This window comes from Alteromonas sp. ALT199 (assembly GCF_018619335.1).
In the GTDB taxonomy this organism is placed as follows: domain Bacteria; phylum Pseudomonadota; class Gammaproteobacteria; order Enterobacterales; family Alteromonadaceae; genus Alteromonas.
Genome location: NZ_JAHHDX010000163.1, coordinates 45747 through 68611 on the forward strand (window position 1 = coordinate 45747; position 22865 = coordinate 68611).

The following is a 22865-nucleotide window of genomic DNA, read 5'->3' on the forward strand; positions in this document are numbered from 1 at the left end:
GTAGGCCTTACGTATCCAGCCTTTTCTAGCGGATGCTAATGCATCCGCTTTAAGCACTATTAGCCGTTTACGAAGTCAACGCCTAGCTTGATGTCTCCACGTAGGCCTTCAAGCATGTCGTTTTTCGCTTTTTCTTCAAATGCGCTTAGCTCGCCGTATGGCAAGATTTCTTCAACACCGTTTGCGCCAAGGCGTACTGGGTGTGCAAAGAATGCTGCGTCGTCGCTGTCGTCAGTTTGTACGTAAGTGTACTCAACAACGTTCTCGCCTTGCATTGCTGCAACAAGAGACAGACAGAAACGTGCTGCTGCTTGACCCATTGAAAGGGTTGCAGAGCCACCGCCGGCTTTTGCTTCAACAACTTCAGTACCCGCATTCTGGATACGAGTCGTTAGACTAGACACTTCTTCGTCTGTGAACTCAACACCCTCAACTTGTGAAAGAAGAGGAAGGATAGTTGTACCAGAGTGACCACCGATTACCGGTACGTGCACTGAAGATACGTCTAGATCTTTAAGTTCAGCAACAAAAGTTTCTGCACGGATTACATCTAGCGTAGTTACACCGAATAGCTTGTTCTTGTCGTAAACGCCTTTTGCTTTTAGCGTTTCAGCAGCAATAGCAACGGTAGTGTTTACAGGGTTAGTGATGATACCAACACACGCGTTTGGGCAGTTATCAGCTACACCTTCAACGAGGTTTTTAACAATGCCGGCGTTGATGTTGAACAGATCAGAACGATCCATACCTGGCTTACGAGGCATACCCGCTGGAATAAGAACTACGTCTGCTCCAGTAAGTGCATCAGCAAGGTCATCTTTACCGTGACCGGTTACTTTTACTGCAGTTGGGATGTGGCTCAAATCAACGGCAACACCAGGAACAACTGGCGCGACATCGTAAAGCGCTAAATCTGAACCTGCTGGCAATTGTGTTTTCAACAACAAAGACAGCGCCTGACCAATACCACCGGCAGCACCTAACACGGCTACTTTCATACCATTTCTCCTATGGGATTACTTCACGTATTTAAACGGAACGTCACACTAATGCAACGCGGGGGAAAACTCAATCACCGGATCGTCTTATTAACGTTATTTATGGCAATTTTGTCTCGATATTCATTATCATGAATGATTATGCAAAGAAATTGCGCAAAGTCTACCTGTACGGCACAATATGCGCATACTAAATATAATTCCTAACGATAACCTTTTAAAAAGAAAAGAGCGCTAATGGCAAACGCAAAACAAGAGCAACTCATCAAAGCTTTTAAAGAAATTCTTAAAGCGGAAAGTTATGGTTCGCAAGGCGAGATTGTTGATGCTTTAAAAGCACAAGGTTTTGACAACATCAGCCAGTCCAAAATCTCTAGAATGCTAAGTAAGTTTGGCGCGGTACGAACCCGAAATGCCAGAGGAGACATGGTTTACTGCTTGCCTCCTGAATTAGGTATGCCTACCGCCAAAAGTCCGCTTAAACAGTTGGTACTTGATATAGTTCACAACAATGTCATGGTTATTATTAGAACCAGCCCAGGAGCAGCACAACTTATTGCTCGCCTACTTGATTCATTGAGTAAAAAAGATGGTGTATTAGGGACGATTGCTGGTGATGATACTATTTTTATTGCCCCTGCTGACGTGACAAGAATTGAAGAATTAAGACAACGCGTTGAAGATTTATTTGAAAATGTTTAGCTAGGACAACTAAAAGCTGACAATTAAAAAACAAGAAACCGCATACAAGATGCGGTTTCCAACTAGGTTATAAACTAAGACTTTCCTAAGATAGAAGCTTTATTAGTGCATCTGCTGCGGGGCGCGATGACGGTGGATTTTGGCCTGTTACTAGTAGACCGTCAGTAAAGACTTTTACAGCGAAATCATCCGCACTTTCGTATTTACCACCCTTTTTAACTAGCTCATCTTCTACCAGATAGGGAACAACATCAGTAAGCTCCATCGCCGCTTCTTCGCTGTTTGAAAAACCCGTTACTTGCTTGCCATCAACTAGGTATTTGCCATCAGGAGTTTTAACATCCTTAAGCACTATTGGGGCATGACATACTGCGCCGACAGGTTTATTCGCTGCAATTGTATCTTCAATTAATTTGATTGAATGGGCGTTATCTGACAAGTCCCACAAAGGTCCATGACCACCGGGGTAAAACACGGCGTCGAACTCATCTGCTCGCACATCTTCAAGCGGTATAGTCGACGCAATTGCACTGCGTGCCAGTTCATCTTTTGTATAACGCATAGCGTCGTCTGTCATGGCATCATCAGCAAGACTATTAGGGTCAATAGGTACTTGGCCCCCCATTGGCGATGCCAGCGTAATCGTATAGCCTTGGTCTTTAAATGCGTAATATGGCGCTGCGAACTCTTCTAACCACATGCCAGTTTTTTTACCCGTATCACCCATAATTTCGTGAGACGTCATTACCATAAGCATACGTTTTGTCATAAGCCCTCCTTGCGAGCATCTAAAAGTTTTCTCGTCATTTAATTCGTGTTGTGGAGGGACTTAGATCATAAATAAAGGGAAGGATCGATTAGTGGCAAGTGTGAGAGATAAATCACAGGCATAAAAAAGTGCCACTTCCTGTTAAGGAAAGTGGCACCTAACACTACAACTTGTAGTTAGCGTTTACTACTTCTTAGAAGCGGTAGTTAACACCTACGCGTATTTCCCAAAGAGAAGGACTGCGAGATACGCTTTGTTCAGGCGTTGAGAACGCGCTGTACTCGTATTGACCAGCATCGTTGATATCTGCAGCTAACACTTCGTCGCCACCGAATGTTCCCTGACGGAAAACACCCCATTGGTCATTGATTAGGTTAGTTACATTCTCAATGATGAAGAACGCGTTAGCACTATGGCCTTCATAGAAACCTGGTAATTCTTGAGAAATACGTAAGTCAGCCTTAAACCACCAGTCAGCGCTTTCGCTGTTACGCTCTAGAATTTCACCACGCTCGAAGCCATTGTTGTCTACCCAACGGTTAAACAGTCTTTCAGCTTCTTCTGCTGATTGAAGTACTTCTCCGTCACCGTTAAGTTGGTCAACAAACACTACGTTCGCATCGTTTAGCTCTGGAATGTAGATAAGTTGACGAGCGTCAGCGGCATCCCATCCAAACGCATCGTTGTTGCTATAAACGTATGAGTAAGGCTTACCTTCGTTAGCCGTCGCGAATAGGTTGAAACGCGTCGAATAACCGTCGAAGAACTCAGCGGTGTAACCTAGTGAGAAGTTAAAGCGGTTGCCAACAGCGTAGTCAGACGTTGCTGTAGATGGGTTATTCGGATCACTAGTTGCAAAGTTTGTGTAGTTAGAGAAAGCTACAGAGCTTGTCATTGGGTTAGCATCTTCTGCATCAACATATGCATACGACGCAGCCATGTCAAAGCCGTTATCCCACTCTTTACTTACGCCAACAGACAACACTAGTGAACTACCGTCACCGCTATCTACGTTATCAAGAATGAAGTCTGAACCAGTCCAACGACTTGAATCAAGCGCAGTATAAATTGTGCGGCCGTCGAAACGGTTCTGACCTGAATCGACAAGTAAAGCATCGCGAACAATCGCAGAATCTTGACGATCTGTGTAAATCATGTCGGCGTTAACTAGGTAATCACCTGGAGCGATGTAAGTAAAGCCCAACGCATACTTCCACTCTGACGGAATTTCGAAATCAGGAGCAGTCGCGTTAGTATTACCGTCACCATCAGTGATGCTGGTATTGGCAACTTCATCAAACATAGCTTGAGGAATATCGAAAATTGGACGACCTTCGCCAGTAAGCGGTACATCAAAAATTGACGAAGAACCTGAAGTCCAGCCATCAATTACACTTTCACGAACACCGATGTTAGTTACACCATCGTTAGAGTAGGCGTTTGAAATCCAAACGTTCGGGTTACCACCTGAGTAAAGGCCTAAACCACCACGCAATTCTAGATCTTCATTTACTGTGTATGTGAAACCGAAACGCGGCTGAAGAAGGTCGATGCCATCTACGTTAGCCGTGTTAGCGAAGCCATAACGCTCAGTGAAGTTTTCGTTCAAACGAGGCGTGTCGTCAGAGCTATAAGTATCGTAACGAAGACCAGCCATAATTTTCAGGTCATCAGTTAGATAGAACTCGTCTTGGATATAGAAAGTCGTTACGTCGTAAGCGAATGATGCACCTGCATCAGCTGGGTTGTTAGTACCGGCTGAGTTGTTGTAATAAATACGGTCAACTAGGCCAGCTTCAAAATCAGCAATGCTGTCGAAACGGTATTCACCTACAGTGTGCTGCATAAACAAGTTAAATACGTCGGTTTCTTCGTACTCAACACCAGCTGTGATTTGGTGGTCACCGTAGAAGTAAGTACCCGCTAATTTGAAGTTAAATACTTCGTAGTTTAGTTGGTTTGATTGACGAGAGTCATCTGGACCAATGTAAATACGGCCACCATCTTCAGTAGAAATTTGCGCTTCTGCAAAACCAGACGCTGCATCAAGTGACTGCTGACGGTTATCTAAGTCAGTGTGACCGATACGAAGCTCTGTCGAGAAATCGTCAGACCAGTTTGAAAATAATGAACCAACAACGTTAGTTAATTCAGCACCACGCTCATAGAAGTGGTTGCTAAGAGACAAGTTGGTAGAACCGGTGTCAGACTGACTTACACTGAAACCATCGTTCCAGTTGTACATTAGTGACGCACGGTGGTCAGCATTAATGTTCCAGTCTAATTTAATAAGGATTTTTTCATCTTCAACCGGCGCTGAACCAGGCGTGCCGCCAGCATCATAACCGTATACGCGTTGTGCAATCTCAGTTACTTGATCGATATCATCTTGAGTAACACGACTACCTAGCGCGTTATAATCATAAAGCTGAACACCTTCAAGCTTTTCGTATGAAGCAAAAAGGAAAAGGCTATCTTTAATTAGTGGAAGACCAACGTTAAAACCGTAACGCTTCTCAGTGTAGTTACCGTTGTCACGTTTTTCACTATCAACTTCATCACCACGGTATGAATCAGATGTGAAATCGTAGAAAACACCGCCGTGTACTTCGTTCGAACCTGATTTAGTTACGGCATTGATGTTACAGGCAGTAAAGCCGCCGTATTCAACGTCGAAAGGAGCAAGCTCAACCGCTACCTGTTGGATTGCGTCGTAAGAGAAAGGCATACGCTCGGTCGGGAAGCCATTACTGTTTAGACCGAAGTTGTCATTCATGCGAATACCATCTAGGGTCAAGCTGTTGTTGCGCGGGCTTGCACCACCACAGCTGATAGCATCGTTGAAGCTTTCGTCAACGAAAACACGAGGGTCAACACGCACGATATCACCGATGCTACGGTTAATAGCAGGCGTATTTTCAAGCGCTTCCAAGTTAAATACTGTTTGCGGACCAGTTGCACCAAACGCTGTAGCTGTTAATGCGCTACCGCTAACAGAAATAACTTCGATGTCGCTAGCGTCTTCTAGAGTAAGGTTAACGCCGAATGGGTTACCTAGTTCTAGGAATACGCTATCGATAGTGGTGTCTTGGTACTCATCAGAATCGATAACGATTCTATAAGGACCGCCAACGCGAAGGCCGCGAAGGTTGAAAGCGCCATTTTCACCTACTACTACTTCACGTGCAGTGCCAGTAGGTTCATGAATAACAGTAACAGATGTTCCCGCAGCAGGTGCACCTGTAGGGGTAAGGATGCGGCCTTCCATTGCAGATGACGTTTCTTGCGCCATTGCAGTGGTAGACAAACCGATTGACAGCGCAACCGCAGCCGCAATGCGACTGAATTTAGCTGATGAGCTCATGTGTGTGTTTCCCTTTTTGTTTAAAATTCTTTTTTACTCGGTTTAGTGTAATGCAAAAATACCACATATAACCGGTGACTTAATCAGAACCTGACGAATTGTCGTAAAGGTTCGTGTCAGTTTTATTACAACTTTACATTTTTATTTAACAGCAATCGCCCGAGGCTCTTGAGTTTGTAACTTTTTTCTTGACCAAGTGGTCAAGTTAATTTACTTATTATTATTATTCTCAATTCTTGACGATAGCTTGACCTATTCTTGACACATATACGACTAATAAACAGCGTTTAATAAAAATCAGGTTTACCTATAATAATTACCTATAAATCAACAACATAACACCTTAAAATAAATTTACCTATTGCAATAAATAACCTTAACTGATGAAATCACTATATAAATCGTTAATTCATTTGGTCGTTTTCTTGACGAATTTCAGAATTGTTGCTTCCGGAAAATGGTTAATTTTCATCTTAGCTGCCGTAGCTTGCGGCTTGATGAACTATTCTCTAAATTCTCATTCCTATACTGACATTGCCCCTCAAACTGGTCAATATTTAAACTGCAAAACAGAACTGGTGGGAAATTCCGACGTTTTCTCAGTTTATGTAACAGACGGCAGAATTGCTGAAATGGCAAAAGAAAAGTTATGTAGTGACCCAATAATAAAGCGCCAGTATGGTGAGGTAAAAATAACCATCGGTCAGAGCGATTACGATACATTCCGATATGTAAACTATGGCGTTGTCGACTTAGCGTTGGTGAAAAGTAATGTTGTAGATGCCTTTGGTGCCGACCAGATTTACGGTCTAACTAAAATAGCGTCGCATCCTGATTATTCGGCATTTTTTATTGCTTTACGAGAAAGGCCAGAACTCTCCAAAGAGTACCTTCTAGGAAGACGCATTGGTCTACTAGATTACCCAAGCAGCCGCTCCGGTAACATTCTCCCTAAAACCGTTATGCAAAACTTAGGTTTGAGCGATAATAATGTAGATATCGTTTATTACAGTTCTCACCAAGAGCTGAGACGCGCTCTACTTGCTGGTGATGTTGATATTATTTCATCGTATTGGGCAGAAGAAGATAATGACAAATTTTCGAGAAACTACGCCACGCCCCTTCAAGAAAGCGTAAGCGGTATGCAATGGTATTTGAAGATGCAAACCCAAAATACCGATCTGTTTTGCGCCATGCAATCAGTTGTTCATGAAATAGCTATGTCTCACCCAAGGCCCTATTACAAAACTATTACACTGGAAGAAGGGTGTAACTAATGGGTAATAATAAAATTCATTTTAAACCAAAGCACATTATTGCCTTGAACGCTTTGGCATTGTTACTGGTAATGCAATGTGTAGCTTTAACAGCTCAATATTTTTCTTATCAGTCTTCTGTGCACCAAGCACTTGATAACGTCCAGCAAAGAATCAGCTTAGATAGTGCATTTTTAGACGTTGGCAATAAAACACTTAATACGCCTGTCGATCAAATTGCTATTTATCGTTATTTAAGAAGATTGAATGGAACCCTTAGACAAAGTGACTATCCGGTTCGAGTATCGAGCATTCAGGGAATAAAAACCGAGTCAGACGACTTTGCCTTATATCCCAATACAATTCCGGTTACCTTCATTAACGCTGAACAAGAATTTATTGTCGATTTGCGCAGCAAAACAGCTTCAAGCGCTTTAACCTTCAGTTGGAGTGCTTTTTTAGCCTCCCTTTTCGTTTCACCATTATTTTTCATTTCTAATAAGACAAGAAAAAACCGCAAAGCGATTGAAGAAGTTATGCCCCCAACGCCCAAATTAATTATTAACTTAGAGAACAAGACTATCTCTAACGGCGTTGATGACAAAATGGTTACGCTTCAAAACAAGCCGTTGTGTTTTTACACTGCCTTAGTTAAATATTGCATTGAATATCCTGATAATCCACTTCCCCCTCACAAGGATGTGCCGCCTGAATTGCTAATTTTAGCCAACAAAAGCTTTGGTCGACTCATCGAACTTGGGCATACCAAACGTAAACGCCCAGACTTTAATGCAAATTTAGACAAAACGTTAAGTGAGATCAGAGCGGCACTTGATGAAGTGTTTTCGTCTTACAACGAAGAAAAAGAGAACTATTACCCACCTCGTGCTCAGGGTGAAGGTTCGCGCTCAAAGCAACACTCTTACGCATTGCCATTAATAAAAGGTGAGGACATCGAAATCATAGGCAACTAACCTAAAACTGACCACTTGGAGAACTTTTTTGTATTTTTTGCCAGTTTGAGAAACTCCTCGCAATGCCTTGAAATTACAATAAAGATCAAGCAAAGACCGATCCAAAAACCGATAACTTGTGAATATAACATTGATTCGCGAGGCCTAAACGCGTATCTTTGCACCAACAAAATCAGCTTTATAGTACTATGCAATCGCCACTTATTATTGCCATTTCTGGAGCTTCTGGCTCTGGAAAGTCTCTTTTTACAAAAAATTTGTTTAACGGCTTCAGTGCTCAAGGTCGCCCTGTTCAAGTGCTGCGCGAAGATCACTACTATCGCGCTCAAGATCACCTTCCTATGGAACAGCGTGAGAAGAACAACTACGATCATCCGAATGCATTCGAACACGAGTTATTGAAAGCGCACTTACAAGCATTGCGCGATGGTCAGCCTATCGACTATCCGCACTATTGCTATAAAACGCACACTCGTTTACCCGAAACTGAGCGCCTTAACCCCGCACCAGTGATCATTCTTGAAGGTATTATGTTGTTGGCGCGTACAGATTTATTACCTTTATACGACGTGAAAATCTTTATCGATACCCCTCTTGATATTTGTTTGATGCGACGAATGATGCGCGACCTTAAAGAACGTGGTCGTAGTATAGAATCGGTAGCAAAACAGTACGAAGAAACTGTTAAGCCTATGTATCATCAATTTATCGAACCTAGCCGCTTCACTGCCGACGTAGTAGTGACGCAAGGTGGCAAAAACCAAATTGCATTAGATGTGATCAAATCACACATTCAGCAAGCGCTTCTTTAAGGGAACATTACTATGGTAAGTTTACTGGGCATTGCAGTCCTTCTGGGTATTGCTTTCGCGTTATCATCAGCGAAACGCAGTATAAATTTGCGCACCGTGGGTGGCGCATTTGCTATTCAAGCATCCGTTGGCGCATTTGTCCTGTACTCTGAACCTGGAAAAGAAGTCCTGTTAGCTTCAACAGAATTTGTTGCCAACATTATTGCTTACAGCCAAGATGGAATTAACTTTTTATTTGGTCCTATTGGCGACAAATCTATAGCCTTCATATTTGCGTTTAATGTACTTCCCGTTATCGTGTTTTTCTCCTCCTTGATTGCAGTCCTTTATCATTTAAAAGTGATGAATATCGTTATAAAAGTCATAGGTGGCGCTCTACAAAAGTTATTAGGAACAAGCAAATCGGAATCAATGTCTTCGGCCGCTAACATTTTTGTCGGTCAGACAGAAGCTCCTTTAGTCGTTCGCCCTTTCATTCCTAATATGACTACATCTGAGCTATTTGCGGTTATGGTGGGTGGATTGGCCTCTATTGCCGGCTCTGTAATGGCCGGATATGCGGGTATGGGAGTAGAGTTAAAGTATCTACTTGCCGCCAGCTTTATGGCTGCTCCTGGGGGCTTGCTTATGGCAAAGATAATTTTGCCAGAGACAAACACAGCGAGCATAGAATCTAAAAACGTGGAAGCGGAAGATACCGCTTACGCTAATGTATTTGACGCTGCCGCCAGTGGCGCATCGTCAGGTATGCAGCTTGCGCTAAATGTGGGCGCAATGCTACTCGCTTTCATAGCACTAATAGCCATGGTCAACGGCCTTATAGGTTGGAGTGCAGGACTATTTGGCTATGAAAACGTAACGTTTGAAGGGATCCTGGGTTATGTGCTCCAACCTCTCGCATGGGCAATCGGCGTACCATGGGAGGAAGCACAACTTGCAGGCAGCTTTATTGGTCAGAAAATGGTAGTGAACGAATTCGTTGCGTACCTCAATTTTCTAGAAAACCAAGCACAGCTATCTGAAGCGTCTCAGGCCATTATCACCTTTGCTCTTTGTGGTTTTGCAAACTTCTCTTCTATCGCAATCTTGATGGGTGGAATTGGTGTAATGGCACCAACACGCAGAAATGAAATTGCGCGATTAGGATTAAAAGCAGTTATCGCAGCTACACTATCTAATTTGATGAGTGCCGCACTAGCGGGTTTTTTCCTCTCTTTAGGTTAAACATCATTAAATTAGACCAAATGGTCAATAAAAACTAGACTATCTGGTCAGGTTTCTGTAAATTACGCGCAAATTCCTCGCGAGGTTGATTTATGTCAATCTCTGCGACTTTTTTCTGTAGTCCGTCTACCTTTATAATGCCGCAGTCAAAATATACGGGATAAAGTTATGCAATTAGTTGCTGTTGATTACCAAGCGGAAAACGCTCAAGAAGAATTCGTGAAGTCACTTCGTGAGACAGGGTTCGGTGTTTTAAAGAATCACCCTATCCAACAGTCATTAGTTCAAGGTATTTACGACAATTGGCAGGGCTTCTTCGATAGCGAAGAGAAAAACGACTACCTGTACAACAAGGGTAAACAAGACGGATTTTTCCCTCAGAGCGTATCTGAGGTAGCTAAAGGCTTTACGAAAAAAGATATTAAAGAATATTACCACTTCTATCCGTGGGGTCAGTGCCCAGAGGCTCTACACCCGCAGATTTCTCAGTATTATGGGGAAGCAAACACACTAGCGAAAGAGCTATTGGGTTGGATAGAAAAGCATTCTCCTTCTGAAGTGAGTGATAAGTACAGTCAACCGCTAGGCAATATGATCAAAGATTCTGATCAGACCTTGCTACGTATACTGCACTACCCACCACTAAAAGGTGATGAAGAAGTAGACGCAATTCGCGCTGCTGCTCATGAAGATATTAACTTGATTACTATCCTACCGGCAGCCAATGAGCCTGGATTACAAGTACAAGCTAAAGACGGTAGTTGGATTGACGTTCCTTGTGATTTCGGGAACTTGATTGTAAATATTGGCGATATGCTTCAAGAAGCATCAGGCGGATATTTCCCATCAACTACTCATAGGGTTGTGAACCCAGACGGCACTGATATGACGAAATCTCGTATTTCATTGCCATTATTCTTACACCCTAGACCAGATGTTGTTCTTTCAGAACGTCATACCGCAGGGTCATACCTGCAAGAGCGCCTTCGTGAGCTGGGCGTTATATAAATTAAGTTCCTTTTGTAGTGTTATTCTTTTGCCGCAGCTAGTCTGCGGCTTTTTTTTTAGTTGCTTGCCAAAGTAGCTAGTTTAGAAGAATAGCGCTGTTTATCTTGCTCGTTCGGCGAATGCCTTACTGCCCGTTCCAGGTACCGTTGCGCTTCACTAACATCGCCTAACTCGTGATAAGCTTTGGCCATGCCGAACAAAATCTCGTGCCGAACGTTATCAAGCTTTAATCCTTTTCTATAATGCGTTATTGCAGCCGCAATATCGCCAGCTTCGAAAGCTTGCTCTCCTAATATATAGTGATAGAAGGGATTACTTTTACGCTTTGCTTCAACCTTTTGCGTAATCTGCATTGCTTCTTCATCTCTATCTTGATGGGTATAAAGAATGGATAAATTTTCCCATGCGGTGAGATTTTCATCATCAAGCGATAGTGCGTGCTTGTAGGTCATTTCAGCCTGCTCATAAGCGTCTACCATCCTGTATAGAACGCCTAAATTTACCCAGCTTTGCTGCAAATCTGGAGACAAAGTTGCAGCTGCTCGGAAGTAGCTGTAAGCCCTTGTGTAGCTATTAGCGACGAGTGCGTCAGCGCCTTTGTTATTATAATACATAGACACTATTTTGTTCTTTGACACTGGCTTTCTTGGAAAGTAATTACGTAGCATCTGAGGGTCAAAGTCTACATCTGCCCATAAACCTCCAACTGATGTGACCTGACTATCGTTAGGCATTGAGACTCGCATATTTATATGCCCATTCAGTAAGCTATATCCCTCTCTTCGCGTCCAATACTCCGGAATATCTACTTCGTAGAAAGTCGCGTTTAAACCTACATGTTCAGCCAGTGCATAGGTCATAATTGAGAGAGATAAACAGTTTGCGGCTCGGTTGTTAAATGTTGTGTCTGCTGTGGTATTTGCGTTATTTCGATACAGCATGCCGTAATCAGAGTGATCAAAAATGGCTTTTACCAATCCTTTAACATTTTTCTGCGAAATACTCTTGTCATAAACTGCCTTTTCGGCAAAAAGCTGAGCGTCTTCACCTAAAAGAAAAATCTCATCAACAGACTCAACGGGAAACAAATGGTGGGAAGAGAATAGACTGTCATTTAATAGCGAGGGCTTTGACTCTACGCGTTTATCGTCAGTAGACTGACACGCAGTAATCATACTATAAAATAGAAAAAGTAAAACGAGTCGAGTATTCATATCAGGCACCTTTTTAGTTACTCGATAGTTTAAAATTATAGCACCTTAACCTATATTTTACATTTTATTTACAACCTATATTGACGCACTTTTATCGCAAAAATATAGTAAAACCTCGACTTACTTACCCGTTCTGTCACTCCCGCCCTCTCATTAGAAACCGCTTCTTTATTGGCATTACACAAAGTTACTCATCGAATTGTTAGGCCGCGATGTAATAATTTTCAATTCAATGGCTTTCGGGGGGGTGTTACTTAGGGCGTGTTGAAGGATGGTGAATTTCACTTGAAACTCATTGATGCATAAAGGAAGAATTGTGATGAATACAGAGTTATCTTACCAACCAAGCTTACTACACTGAACGCACATAACATTAAAGTTAAGCCGAGTACCTAAATATTAAACTATTGGTTAATCCACATTTTGCGCATTTAGACCTACTCTTAACCTTTAAACCACAATCCGTTTCGGAGTTTTTGTGTATATAGAACAGGTTGACGATCGTACTTTAGCAGACTGTTTAGTGCTGATTGTCGACGACCAAGCCACGAGCAGACTTGTTTTGGAAACGTTACTTGAAGACACCGTAACGTGTAAATCGGTGAGCTCTGGCAAAGAGGCAATCGACTACTGTAAGTCTCGTACTCCCGACCTAATCCTTATGGATCTGTCTATGCCTGACTTAGATGGGCATCAAACGACGGCATTATTAAGAAAGAGGCCCTCGTGCGCCCATATTCCTATTATCTTTGTAACCTCTTCGTCTAGTGATGACGAAGAGTCTAAATGCTGGGAGTCGGGTTGTGTTGACTTTGTGGTTAAACCTGTAAATGCGTGTACCTTGCGCAACCGTGTAAAGTCACATGTAAATCATAAACTGAGAAATGACTTACTCGAAAAGCTCATTTACGTCGATAAATTAACCGGAGCCTACAATCGCCATTACTTAGATGACTATTTACCTCGATTAGTCAAAGATGGGCTACGCAACGTTACCCCGCTTTCACTGGTAATTTTTGATGTTGATCACTTTAAACTATTTAATGATATGTACGGTCATTTAGATGGTGATAGTTGCCTATGGAAAGTGAGTAAATCAATAAATGATGCCCTCCTTCGTCCAATGGATAAATTAGTAAGAATTGGTGGTGAGGAGTTTTTGGTTATTTTGCCTAATACTGATGTAGGAGGCGCCGAGTCAGTAACTAAACGATTGCTGAAGACAGTGTATGACTTAAACATTCCTCATGCTGCATCAGAGTTTGAACGCATAACATTAAGCGCAGGGTTATCAGTTAAGTATGCAGAAGACGATAAAACTATCGAATATGTTATGTTAGAAGCAGATAAAAATTTATATGCAGCCAAAACGTCCGGGCGAAATCAAGTGGTAATACCTACGACAGTACAAACTGAAGAACTTCCTTCTCCCCTCAGCGGGAGAAAACCCAAAGTATTCAGCTAGCACTTAACAACCAATATGCAATAGCTCCTAGGTAGAGCCCAGTTTGAAGCGACCTACGGCTCCCGTATGAAGTAAACAATCCAGTGCATCATCTTTTGTTATACCTAACTCCGTCAACTGAGCGTAGAAAAGCTGTAGTGTAGCTAAAGCATCATCCAACGCGTTGTGTTCGATAAAAGCTGGCAGGTCTAAACGTTGACGACACACGCTTAGTGTTGCGCTATTACTTGGTAAAACTTGGTGCTGCTTATTTAATTGATAAAGCGCAAGCTTCAACGTATCAATATAAACCACTTCAACAGGCGGCACATTACAACATTTAAAGGCACTATTGAGCGCCACTAAGTCTAATTTCGCGTTGTGAAAAATAAGTATGTGTCGCTTAAGTAACGGTGCAAGAACGCAAAGCGTCTCCGCTAGATTTTCACCATTTTTTAAAATATCAAGAGTTAATCCGTGAATGACAGGGCTTTGGCCCAAATCTGCGGTCGTGTTGATCACATGATAACCGCTAGAGGACAAATCAATACGGCCACCTTTTCCACTCACGTAACCAACAGAGGTAATTTGCGTTGTTAATGGGTTTAATGATGTAAGCTCTAAATCGACCGCAGCAAACGATGTACTGTAAACGTCGTGCTCTCGAAGGCGCTGTTTCAGCTTAGATTTACTAGTAAACGCCTGAAAGCATGCCTTTATCCACCTTCTAATCATACTGGTTAACTTACACCGCCTGAGAACTTCATAATCATAGCTTGATTAGTTCTCTCTATAGCTTTAAATGCCGCTTTAAGCTGGTGTTTTTCAATTGAAGATAGACTGGATACTGACACGCGATTGTCGGTAACTTTGTTTTCAAGCTGATGACGCCATCGTAATCTATTAAGGAACAGCCAGATATCACGAAGGTTAGCTGCATCGCGCTTTGACAGCTGTGAGCGACTAGACAATGCATCTAGACGTGCGAGCGTATTAGGTAAGGTAACGCCATCGGCTAGTGCGTAAATTCTGGCTATATTGTTAATTAAAGCGACAGCACGGACTTTGAGATCAATAACGTCTTTTTCTTTTCTGCCCTTCTCATAAACAAACTTCTGAAACATGGAAAGCGGCACCGATATTTCATTACTGTTTCTGGTTAGCGCTGCTAGAAACATGTTTTGTTGCATCAAAGGAGCGCGTTGTTTTTGAAGCTGCTTAAACAAACCTACATCACCTGCAGCACATCGCACATCCAGAAAGATGTTAAAGTGCATAATTGCATCTTTAGTGGGCGCTTTTACCCACTGTTTTGCTTCTTCGAGCGCCTCATCGAGTGACAGTCTAAGCTTTGAGTTACTTGCCATAATATTGCCATCGCATAGCTTAATGCCGCATTTTGCTAATCCATTACAAACGTAATCTGCCATATCAGAGAAATACTTTGCTTGCGCTTCGTTAGGTTGTTTGGCTAGTAATAGCCCATTGTCTTGATCGGAGCCCATAGTTTGGTCTTCTCTGGCTTGTGAACCATACACTAACCACGCAAACATCATGGGTGCTTTACCATTAGCCTGTTGGAAAAAGCCAATCAGCTTTCTGGTCATAATGTCTGTTGCTTGTGACAATATTTTCCCAGCAATGTCGTAATCACCCGCTTTTTTTGCATGGGCTGAAAAATAATGAGGCAGTTGCCACGACAAGCGGGTTAGCTCATATAAGTTCTCGGCTTTACTTAACTCGCCAATGATAAAAAGTACGTTTCCTCGCTGATGACGAATGATATCGCTGGCGGTTACCATACCAAGAGGCACCAAGGTTTGATGATCAATAACAGGTAAGTGATGAATGTTTTTTTCCGTCATTAGCGCTAAAGCGTCAAACAAGGTCCTGTTGCCCATAATTTGAGCCGGATTAGCTGTCATTATCTGGCTAACAGGAAGATGAGTGTCTAAAGAGGCAGCCACCACTCTCGACCTTAAATCCCGATCAGTAATAATACCAATTAGCTTTTCTTGTTCAGTTACTAGCAAAGAAGAGACTTTTTGCGATGTCATTAACTGAGCTGCATCCGTAATTGGGGTTTGAGCATCGACGGAAACTGGTCCTTTTTCGATAGCATCTAAAAGCCCTTTGTAAAGCCACATTGAATTACTATCTGCAATAGCATGGCTTTGCAGTGCGTTATTGCTAAGGCCATCAAAAAAATGCCGTATTGTAGATATTTCTAGTAAAGGCTCTACTGCTAACGCATCAAAACAGTAAACCAGCCCTGGACTATCTACCGTTATACTTAGTGGAAAATTTCGCTTTTCTATAATATTTGCGTAACCGAAATAGTCACCTTCACTTAAATGGCGCAAGGGCGCATCTGAGTCTTTCACAGAAAACTGCCCGCTTTGGATAAGGAAAAGTGACGCTTTACCTTTTTGCAGTTCCTTCACATTATCCGCTGTTAAATATACTAGTTCAGTATGTTTTACTAGCTTAAGCTTCTGCTCGCTATCTAGCGAATCAAAAGGCGCAGATGTATCAAGAAAGTCTTCAACTTGTTTAGCCATTGCAGTCATAGAAATTGTCCAGTTCACAAAAAGAAAAAACCAACCTACTCACTTTCGCCAGTAGATTGGTTTTATTTTGCTAAAGCCTATATTAAGGCAATACTAACTTAGTGCGCTGATGCTTCGCCCGCTCCCTTAGGATAGCGAATGCTCTCAACCAGCTCTTGAATTTCTTCAGGCGCTTCATCTGTTGCCTTGAACACCAGGAAAGCCACAATGAAGTTCACCATCATACCCAAAGTACCAATACCTTCAGGAGAGATGCCAAACCACCAATTGTCAGGCGTATTAGCAGCCGGATTTACAAACTTAAAGTAAATAATGTAGGCTGCCGTGAAGGCTATACCTGAGATCATCCCTGCGATAGCACCTTTGTCATTCATACGCTTGCTGAAAATACCCATAATTATTACTGGGAAGAAGCTGGACGCCGCTAAGCCGAAAGCAAAGGCGACCACCTGCGCCACAAATCCAGGCGGATTAATACCAAAGTAACCCGCTATGACAATGGCTACCCCAGCAGCAAGTCGCGCGTACATTAGCTCGGCTTTATCCGTAATATTTGGCATAAAGTTTCGTTTCAGTAAGTCGTGGGATACAGAGGTGGAAATCACTAACAATAAGCCCGCTGAGGTAGAAAGGGCGGCTGCCACACCACCTGCCGCAACAAGCGCTATAACCCATGCAGGTAAGTTCGCAATTTCAGGGTTAGCCAATACCATGATGTCGCGGTCAACTTTCATTTCGTTGCGCTCATCACCCGAATAGAACATTTTGCCGTCGCCATTTTTATCTTCAAATGCGATAAGCCCTGTCTGTTCCCAATTTTTAATCCAGGACGGAGCTTCTGCATAACTAGTGCCCGTCATCTCTGGACCGTTAATAGTTTCAATCATATTCACACGAGCGAATGCTGCTAGCGACGGTGCTGTAGTATAAAGAATTGCGATAAATGCTAAGGCATAACCTGCTGATTTACGCGCATCATGAACTTTAGGCACAGTAAAGAAGCGAACAATTACGTGTGGAAGGCCCGCAGTACCCACCATCAACGCAAAAGTGATAAAGAATACATCAATAGTACTCTTGGTCCCTGAGGTGTATTCGTTAAACCCGAGTTCGACAGATAAGTTGTCGAGTTTCTGCAGCATATGTATTCCGGAACCGTCGGACAACGTGGCGCCAAACCCGGTTTGAGGAAGAATATGGCCTGTCACCATAATTGAAATAAACACAGCAGGTACGATATACGCAAAAATCATTACACAGAACTGTGCAACCTGGGTATAAGTAATCCCTTTCATGCCGCCAAGTACCGTGTAGAAAAACACAATAACCATGCCAATGACAACACCTGTCACAATATCGACTTCTAAGAAGCGACTAAATACTACCCCTACGCCACGCATTTGACCTGCAACATAGGTAAAGCAAACAAAGATGGCACAAAATACGGCAACCGTACGCGCAGTTTGTGAGTAGTAACGATCACCAATAAAGTCAGGTACCGTAAATTTACCGAACTTACGTAAGTAAGGCGCTAAACAAAGCGCAAGCAGAACATAGCCACCCGTCCAGCCCATAAGGTATACCGCACCGTCGTAACCCATAAACGAGATAAGGCCAGCCATTGATATGAAAGATGCTGCCGACATCCAATCTGCCGCGGTCGCCATACCATTCATAACAGGAGGCACACCACCACCCGCTACGTAAAAGTCATTGGTAGACCCCGCACGAGCCCAAATCGCAATGGCTATGTAAAGCGCGAACGTAGCACCAACGATAATAAATGTTAAAGTTTGAACGTCCATGATTTACTCCTCATCTACGCCGTAGCGTTTATCCATGGCGCTCATCTTCGCCATATAGACAAAGATCAATGCAACAAATACGTAAATTGAGCCCTGTTGTGCAAACCAGAAGCCTAATTTAAAGCCAAAGAACTGAATTTCATTTAAGATATCGACAAACAATATGCCGGCACCAAATGATACGATAAACCAAACGACTAAAAGCTTAGCAAGAAGTGATAGGTTCTCACTCCAGTAGGCTTTTTTGTCCTCTTCGTTTCTAAATGCCATTGTTTCACCCTCATGTCAGGTTAACTAGTTGTTATGATTTTACAATTCCCTAACGCTCGGCTTTGTTAACGTTATTGCTGCATTTAAAAATCTTGCCCCAGGCAAGGTAAAAGCAGCATAAGTCAAGCATCCAGGAGGTCGCCTATTACTCTAGACCTGAGGTGTAAAATTCAAAATGAGACCATGGTCGTAGGTAGACCATGGTCGAAATGATTATAATATCAGCACACTTGTTAAAACTAAGTTAAAGGAAGATTATGGTTTTTGGTTGGGTAACGCTTGCAGTCTTGTACCTTTTTTTGCTGTTTTCATTAGCAAGTTGGGGAGAAAAAAACTCGCCTACCGCAAGAGCTCTGACCTCTCACCCAGCTATTTATTCGCTGGCCCTTGCTATTTATTGCACTGCTTGGACGTTCTTTGGCATGGTAGGCCAGGCCAGTAGGGATACATGGATTTATCTTCCAATTATGCTCGGGCCCATTTTGGTTTACGTGCTGGGCTATAAATTTATTTACAAGCTAACCTTAGTAAGTAAAAAGCAACATATTACGACCATTTCAGATTTTATTGCATCACGCTATGGTAAACGTCAAACCGTAGCCTTAGTGGTTACACTCATTGCGCTACTCGCTACCATTCCTTATATCGCACTTCAGTTGAAAGCCGTTGGCGCGACCTTTCAGCTATTAACACAGCAGCCAAACAGCAACGGTATTATCATCGCAGCCACGGGGTTCATTGCTGCTTTTGCTATTTATTTTGGTACACGCCAAACTGACGTCACGGAATACAGGCGGGGTCTGATGCTGGCCATAGCGTTCGAGTCGACTATTAAATTACTCGCTCTAGTGTTGGTCGCCATTGTTGGGTACAGCGCGTGGAAGCGTACACAGTCCGGTCCTTTCTTCGAGAGCTTTACAAACGAGATTGCGCTTGCCCAGTTCAGTTCGTTTAGCTTCATTGCACAAACCATTATGGCTGCGGCAGCTATCGTTTGCTTACCTCGTCAGTTTCATGTCGCCATTATCGATAACTTAAGCTTAGGGCACATACGCACAGCTCGTTGGCTATTTCCGCTTTACCTAACCATTATTTCCTCGGTTATTCCCGTTATTGCGATAGCAGGAAAAGCTATTTTTGCGGGCCAGGGCATAGAGCCTGATTCTTACGTTCTGTCACTCGCCATGTTTTCGGAATCGGCACTTCTACAGGTCATTGTCTTTGTAGGCGGCTTATCTGCGGCAACGGCTATGATCATTGTGGCCACACTAACGCTTAGCACTATGCTTACTAACGACGTTATATTGCCACGCATTTTAGCCTTTACCGGCAACACCGATGACAAAAAAGACGTGTCGAAAAAATCCGCCTTATCCGACGAATCGTCATCGCCTTTATTTTGTTAATGGCCTTTTTGTACCACCAGCAAATGACCAGCAGTCGCTCTCTTCACTCTATTGGTCTTATCGCTTTTTCACTGGTTATTCAGTTGATGCCTGCCATTGTTGGCGGGCTTTACTGGAAGCGTGCTCACGCACACGGCGTTTATGCTGGACTTATGGTGGGGCTCGTTATTTGGGTACTGTGGTTAGTACTTCCCATTGTAAGCGAGCAAGTTTCTCAAATGGAGCAGAACGAGCTCATTAGCCAAGGAGCCATGATTAGCCTGGCAGCAAACAGTATTGTTTACATACTCTTTTCACATTTTGCTCCCCAGCGCCTTATCGACAGAATGCAGGCAGAAGCGTTTGTTTCTCCCGCCATATCCAGTAACAATACGGTTAAAGCACAAGCGACTAATGTCACCGTATCAGACCTCATTACACTACTTTCAACCTTTATGGGCACAGGACGTTGCGAACAGCTTCTCGAGCAGTATCAACAACTAAATAATTGCCAGTTAAGTCACACAGACACACCGAATGAATCGTTTTTATCTTTCTGTGAACGCGCCCTTGGAGGCGTTATTGGCGCCTCTAGTGCGAAAGTGCTTTTAGACAGTGCGCTACGTGGCAAGAAAATGGACTTCACTGAGGTCATTAACTTTTTCGACGACACCACGCAAGCAATGCAGTTTAATATGACGGCGCTATTAACCTCGCTTGAAAATATGGATCAAGGCATTAGCGTGGTAGATAAACATTTAAACTTAGTTGCTTGGAACAAACGCTACGCCAACCTCTATCCCTACCCTGACAACTTACTTGCTGTTGGCTCTCCCATTGAAAAGCTCATTCGGTACAACGCATCTCAAGGAGAGTTTGGCACTCACAATGTCGACGCTGAAGTAGAAAAACGTTTGGCTCATCTGCGCTCAGGCATGCCTCACCGCTTTACTCGCCAACGTAAAGACGGGCGAGTCATTGAGATGGTAGGCAATCCACTACCCGGGGGCGGTTTCGTAACCAGCTTCAACGACATCACTGGGCATGTTGAAATTCAGCAAGCACTTGAAGAGTCGAACATTGATCTTGAGGCCCGTATTAAAAAGCGTACCGAAGAAGTGCACTCCATTAACGCAGAACTTCGCCTAGAAATAGAGCGGCGTTCAGAGGCGGAAAAAGAGCTTATAAGGGCTAGAAAAGCAGCGGAAGATGCCAACGCCAGTAAAACTCGCTTCCTAGCGCTGGCCAGTCACGACGTATTGCAACCGCTGAATGCAGCCAAGCTCTATGTGAGTGCGTTAGAGGAGCAAGAATTATCTGAACAAGCACTGACTATTATCAATAAGCTCAGTCATAGCGTTACATCTAGTGAGACACTCATTGGCACATTGTTAGACATTGCTCGTTTAGATCAAGGGGAAATGAAACCTGATATTGAATCTATCGATGTTAGCGCTCTACTCTCACCACTTGTTGACGAAATCGCTATGCGAGCACGTGAAAAAGGACTTGGATTCAAAGTTATTATTCGCCCTTGCTGGGTTAAAGCTGACAAAACGTATTTATATCGAATTACCCAAAACTTGTTGTCAAATGCAGTGAAGTACACCGAAAAAGGGCGCGTTCTTTTTATTGTAAAGCCTGTTAAAGAAACCGTTTATTTTAAGGTTATTGACACAGGTATAGGTATCTCTTCAGATAAAAAAGACAGCATATTCGGAGATTTTTTCCGTGCAAATGACAGTAAGGAGCATGGATTAGGTTTAGGATTAGGCGTTGTACGCCGTTTAAGCCTGCAGTTAGACAGCGACATAAGTGTTGTGTCAAAAATAGGAAAAGGAAGTTGCTTTGCGTTTTCGCTTGCTAAAGCTGCCCCTAAACAAGTCTCTAATATTCCGGCAAAGCCTCGAAGTACAACATTTACAGGAATGGATGTGCTTTGCGTTGACGACCAAAGGGAAAATTTAGATGCCATGCAAACCCTTTTACAAAAATGGGGAGTGAATGTTTTCTTAGCGAATAACTGGGATGATGCCCTGAAAGTCTGCGACGTTATTCAGCCTCAAATTTTACTTATGGATTACCAGTTAAGCCATGACAATGATAAAAATGGGCTCGCACTGATTGAAGAAATAAGACATCGACTTAACATTGTTGTGCCGGCGGCGCTTATAACCGCCACACCAGATGAGAGCCTAGTTACGCAATGCAAAGCCCAAGGCGTGAACTTTTTGGCGAAGCCGCTAAAACCAGCGAAGTTACGCGCCCTACTTCAAAGCATGACACGCTACATCAGAGAAGCGAAAAACGTTTAATTAATGTGTGGCTTTTGTATAGCCGACACCACCTTTTTCGCCTTTTTTATACTGGTTAAATTACAAAATAAAGAGTACTTAAAGTAATTCGTCGTGGGGTTTAGATTCTTCGGTCTTTACCACAGGCGTTTCTACGCTCGACTTAGCGACAACCTTTCCCATTGCGCCCCACTTTTCCTTAGGATTAAGCAATACAGGCCGAGTTAAAATTAGATTATTGGGGTACATCAAGGTTTCGCGGTCGGCGGTGAGCAAACGAGTACTAAACGGCCCGACGTCAGCAATTACACCCTCAATATAGTTATCACCATCTAGAATGCGTACATAGTTACCTCTACGGTAGGCAACGTTTGTTAGCAAAATAAAATACGCGGTGATGTTACTAATCAACGACCAACTTGCGAAAAGCGCTACCCCGGTCACCGTAATAATTGAGGTAGAAAGAACCAGTAAGCCCGAGAAATCGATGCCCCATGCGAGTAACAGCAGTGAAAGCGAGACCGTTGCGACAATAACACGTGCCGCAAAAAGCCCTTTAAGAGCACTGGACGACTTTAGTTTTGACTCTACGATATTGGCTTCTAGTTTCGGCAGTAACTTTCGAGACATTGCCAAATAGATGAGCAACACCAAACCGCTGAACACGACATTTGACTGGTACTGAGTTAACCACGCCAAAAACCCATGCCACCACTCATTCATTAACGCTTTCCTTTCTGTTTTTATTAAGCATATGGACCTTTGTCGCTGTTTTC

The 22865-nt window shown here is 43.0% G+C and carries 16 protein-coding genes and 1 pseudogene; 8 read left to right on the forward strand and 9 right to left on the reverse strand.

The window, feature by feature from the left end:
- Window positions 1-59 precede the first annotated feature (59 nt).
- The gene (gene mdh / locus KL866_RS18740; protein ID WP_025253954.1) at window positions 60-998 is read right to left on the reverse strand and encodes a malate dehydrogenase; all 939 of its coding nucleotides are present in this window, start codon (window positions 996-998) and stop codon (window positions 60-62) included.
- A 237-nt stretch (window positions 999-1235) separates the two neighbouring features.
- Between mdh and argR the strand changes: the two genes are divergently transcribed.
- A complete protein-coding gene (gene argR / locus KL866_RS18745) occupies window positions 1236-1700 on the forward strand; it encodes a transcriptional regulator ArgR (RefSeq protein ID WP_025253953.1) in 465 nt (154 codons plus the stop codon).
- Window positions 1701-1785: 85 nt separating this feature from the next.
- Here argR and KL866_RS18750 read toward each other — a convergent pair whose 3' ends face one another.
- Together KL866_RS18750 and KL866_RS18755 are read right to left on the reverse strand one after the other, a co-directional pair.
- The gene (locus KL866_RS18750; RefSeq protein WP_214996455.1) at window positions 1786-2469 is read right to left on the reverse strand and encodes a type 1 glutamine amidotransferase domain-containing protein; all 684 of its coding nucleotides are present in this window, start codon (window positions 2467-2469) and stop codon (window positions 1786-1788) included.
- A 193-nt stretch (window positions 2470-2662) separates the two neighbouring features.
- Window positions 2663-5833, reverse strand: a complete 3171-nt coding sequence (locus KL866_RS18755) for a carboxypeptidase regulatory-like domain-containing protein (protein WP_025253951.1) — start codon at window positions 5831-5833, stop codon at window positions 2663-2665.
- A 383-nt stretch (window positions 5834-6216) separates the two neighbouring features.
- Here KL866_RS18755 and KL866_RS18760 point away from each other — a divergent pair, with 383 nt between their 5' ends.
- From KL866_RS18760 to KL866_RS18780, 5 genes are all read left to right on the forward strand, one after another.
- A complete protein-coding gene (locus KL866_RS18760) occupies window positions 6217-7110 on the forward strand; it encodes a hypothetical protein (RefSeq protein WP_025253950.1) in 894 nt (297 codons plus the stop codon).
- Window positions 7110-8063 carry a hypothetical protein gene (locus KL866_RS18765; RefSeq protein WP_214996457.1) on the forward strand — a complete coding sequence of 318 codons (954 nt, stop codon included), beginning with the start codon at window positions 7110-7112 and terminating at the stop codon, window positions 8061-8063. Before KL866_RS18760 ends, KL866_RS18765 begins: the two co-directional genes overlap by 1 nt.
- A 188-nt stretch (window positions 8064-8251) precedes the next feature.
- The gene (gene udk / locus KL866_RS18770) at window positions 8252-8875 is read left to right on the forward strand and encodes a uridine kinase (protein WP_014950808.1); all 624 of its coding nucleotides are present in this window, start codon (window positions 8252-8254) and stop codon (window positions 8873-8875) included.
- 12 nt (window positions 8876-8887) lie between these two features.
- Window positions 8888-10099 carry a NupC/NupG family nucleoside CNT transporter gene (locus tag KL866_RS18775; protein ID WP_025253948.1) on the forward strand — a complete coding sequence of 404 codons (1212 nt, stop codon included), beginning with the start codon at window positions 8888-8890 and terminating at the stop codon, window positions 10097-10099.
- Between the two features lie 168 nt (window positions 10100-10267).
- Window positions 10268-11107: an isopenicillin N synthase family oxygenase gene (locus tag KL866_RS18780; protein ID WP_025253947.1), complete on the forward strand. Its 840-nt coding sequence runs from the start codon at window positions 10268-10270 to the stop codon at window positions 11105-11107.
- Window positions 11108-11163: 56 nt separating this feature from the next.
- Here the strand turns inward: KL866_RS18780 and KL866_RS18785 are convergent, their stop codons facing one another.
- On the reverse strand, window positions 11164-12321 hold the full coding sequence (locus KL866_RS18785) for a tetratricopeptide repeat protein (RefSeq protein WP_025253946.1): 1158 nt from the start codon (window positions 12319-12321) through the stop codon (window positions 11164-11166).
- 478 nt (window positions 12322-12799) lie between these two features.
- Here KL866_RS18785 and KL866_RS18790 point away from each other — a divergent pair, with 478 nt between their 5' ends.
- Window positions 12800-13786, forward strand: coding sequence for a diguanylate cyclase (locus KL866_RS18790; RefSeq protein ID WP_025257691.1), 987 nt, complete (start codon window positions 12800-12802; stop codon window positions 13784-13786).
- 27 nt (window positions 13787-13813) lie between these two features.
- Here KL866_RS18790 and KL866_RS18795 read toward each other — a convergent pair whose 3' ends face one another.
- The 4 genes from KL866_RS18795 to KL866_RS18810 all read right to left on the reverse strand — a co-directional run bounded on the left by KL866_RS18795 (window position 13814) and on the right by KL866_RS18810 (window position 18410).
- Window positions 13814-14500, reverse strand: a complete 687-nt coding sequence (locus KL866_RS18795; protein ID WP_214996459.1) for a 3'-5' exonuclease — start codon at window positions 14498-14500, stop codon at window positions 13814-13816.
- A 5-nt stretch (window positions 14501-14505) separates the two neighbouring features.
- Complete coding sequence (locus KL866_RS18800) at window positions 14506-16335, reverse strand: putative nucleotidyltransferase substrate binding domain-containing protein (RefSeq protein ID WP_025257689.1); 1830 nt, start codon at window positions 16333-16335, stop codon at window positions 14506-14508.
- 98 nt (window positions 16336-16433) lie between these two features.
- Entirely contained in the window at window positions 16434-18140 is a 1707-nt protein-coding gene (locus KL866_RS18805) for a sodium:solute symporter family protein (protein ID WP_025257688.1), read from the reverse strand.
- A 3-nt stretch (window positions 18141-18143) separates the two neighbouring features.
- Window positions 18144-18410, reverse strand: coding sequence for a DUF4212 domain-containing protein (locus tag KL866_RS18810; protein WP_025257687.1), 267 nt, complete (start codon window positions 18408-18410; stop codon window positions 18144-18146).
- A 257-nt stretch (window positions 18411-18667) separates the two neighbouring features.
- Between KL866_RS18810 and KL866_RS18815 the strand changes: the two are divergent.
- A pseudogene (locus KL866_RS18815) lies at window positions 18668-22110 on the forward strand (PAS-domain containing protein).
- Between the two features lie 78 nt (window positions 22111-22188).
- On the opposite strand, the gene KL866_RS18820 reads toward KL866_RS18815, so the two are convergent.
- Entirely contained in the window at window positions 22189-22812 is a 624-nt protein-coding gene (locus KL866_RS18820; protein WP_214996461.1) for a mechanosensitive ion channel family protein, read from the reverse strand.
- Between the last annotated feature and the right edge of the window lie 53 nt (window positions 22813-22865).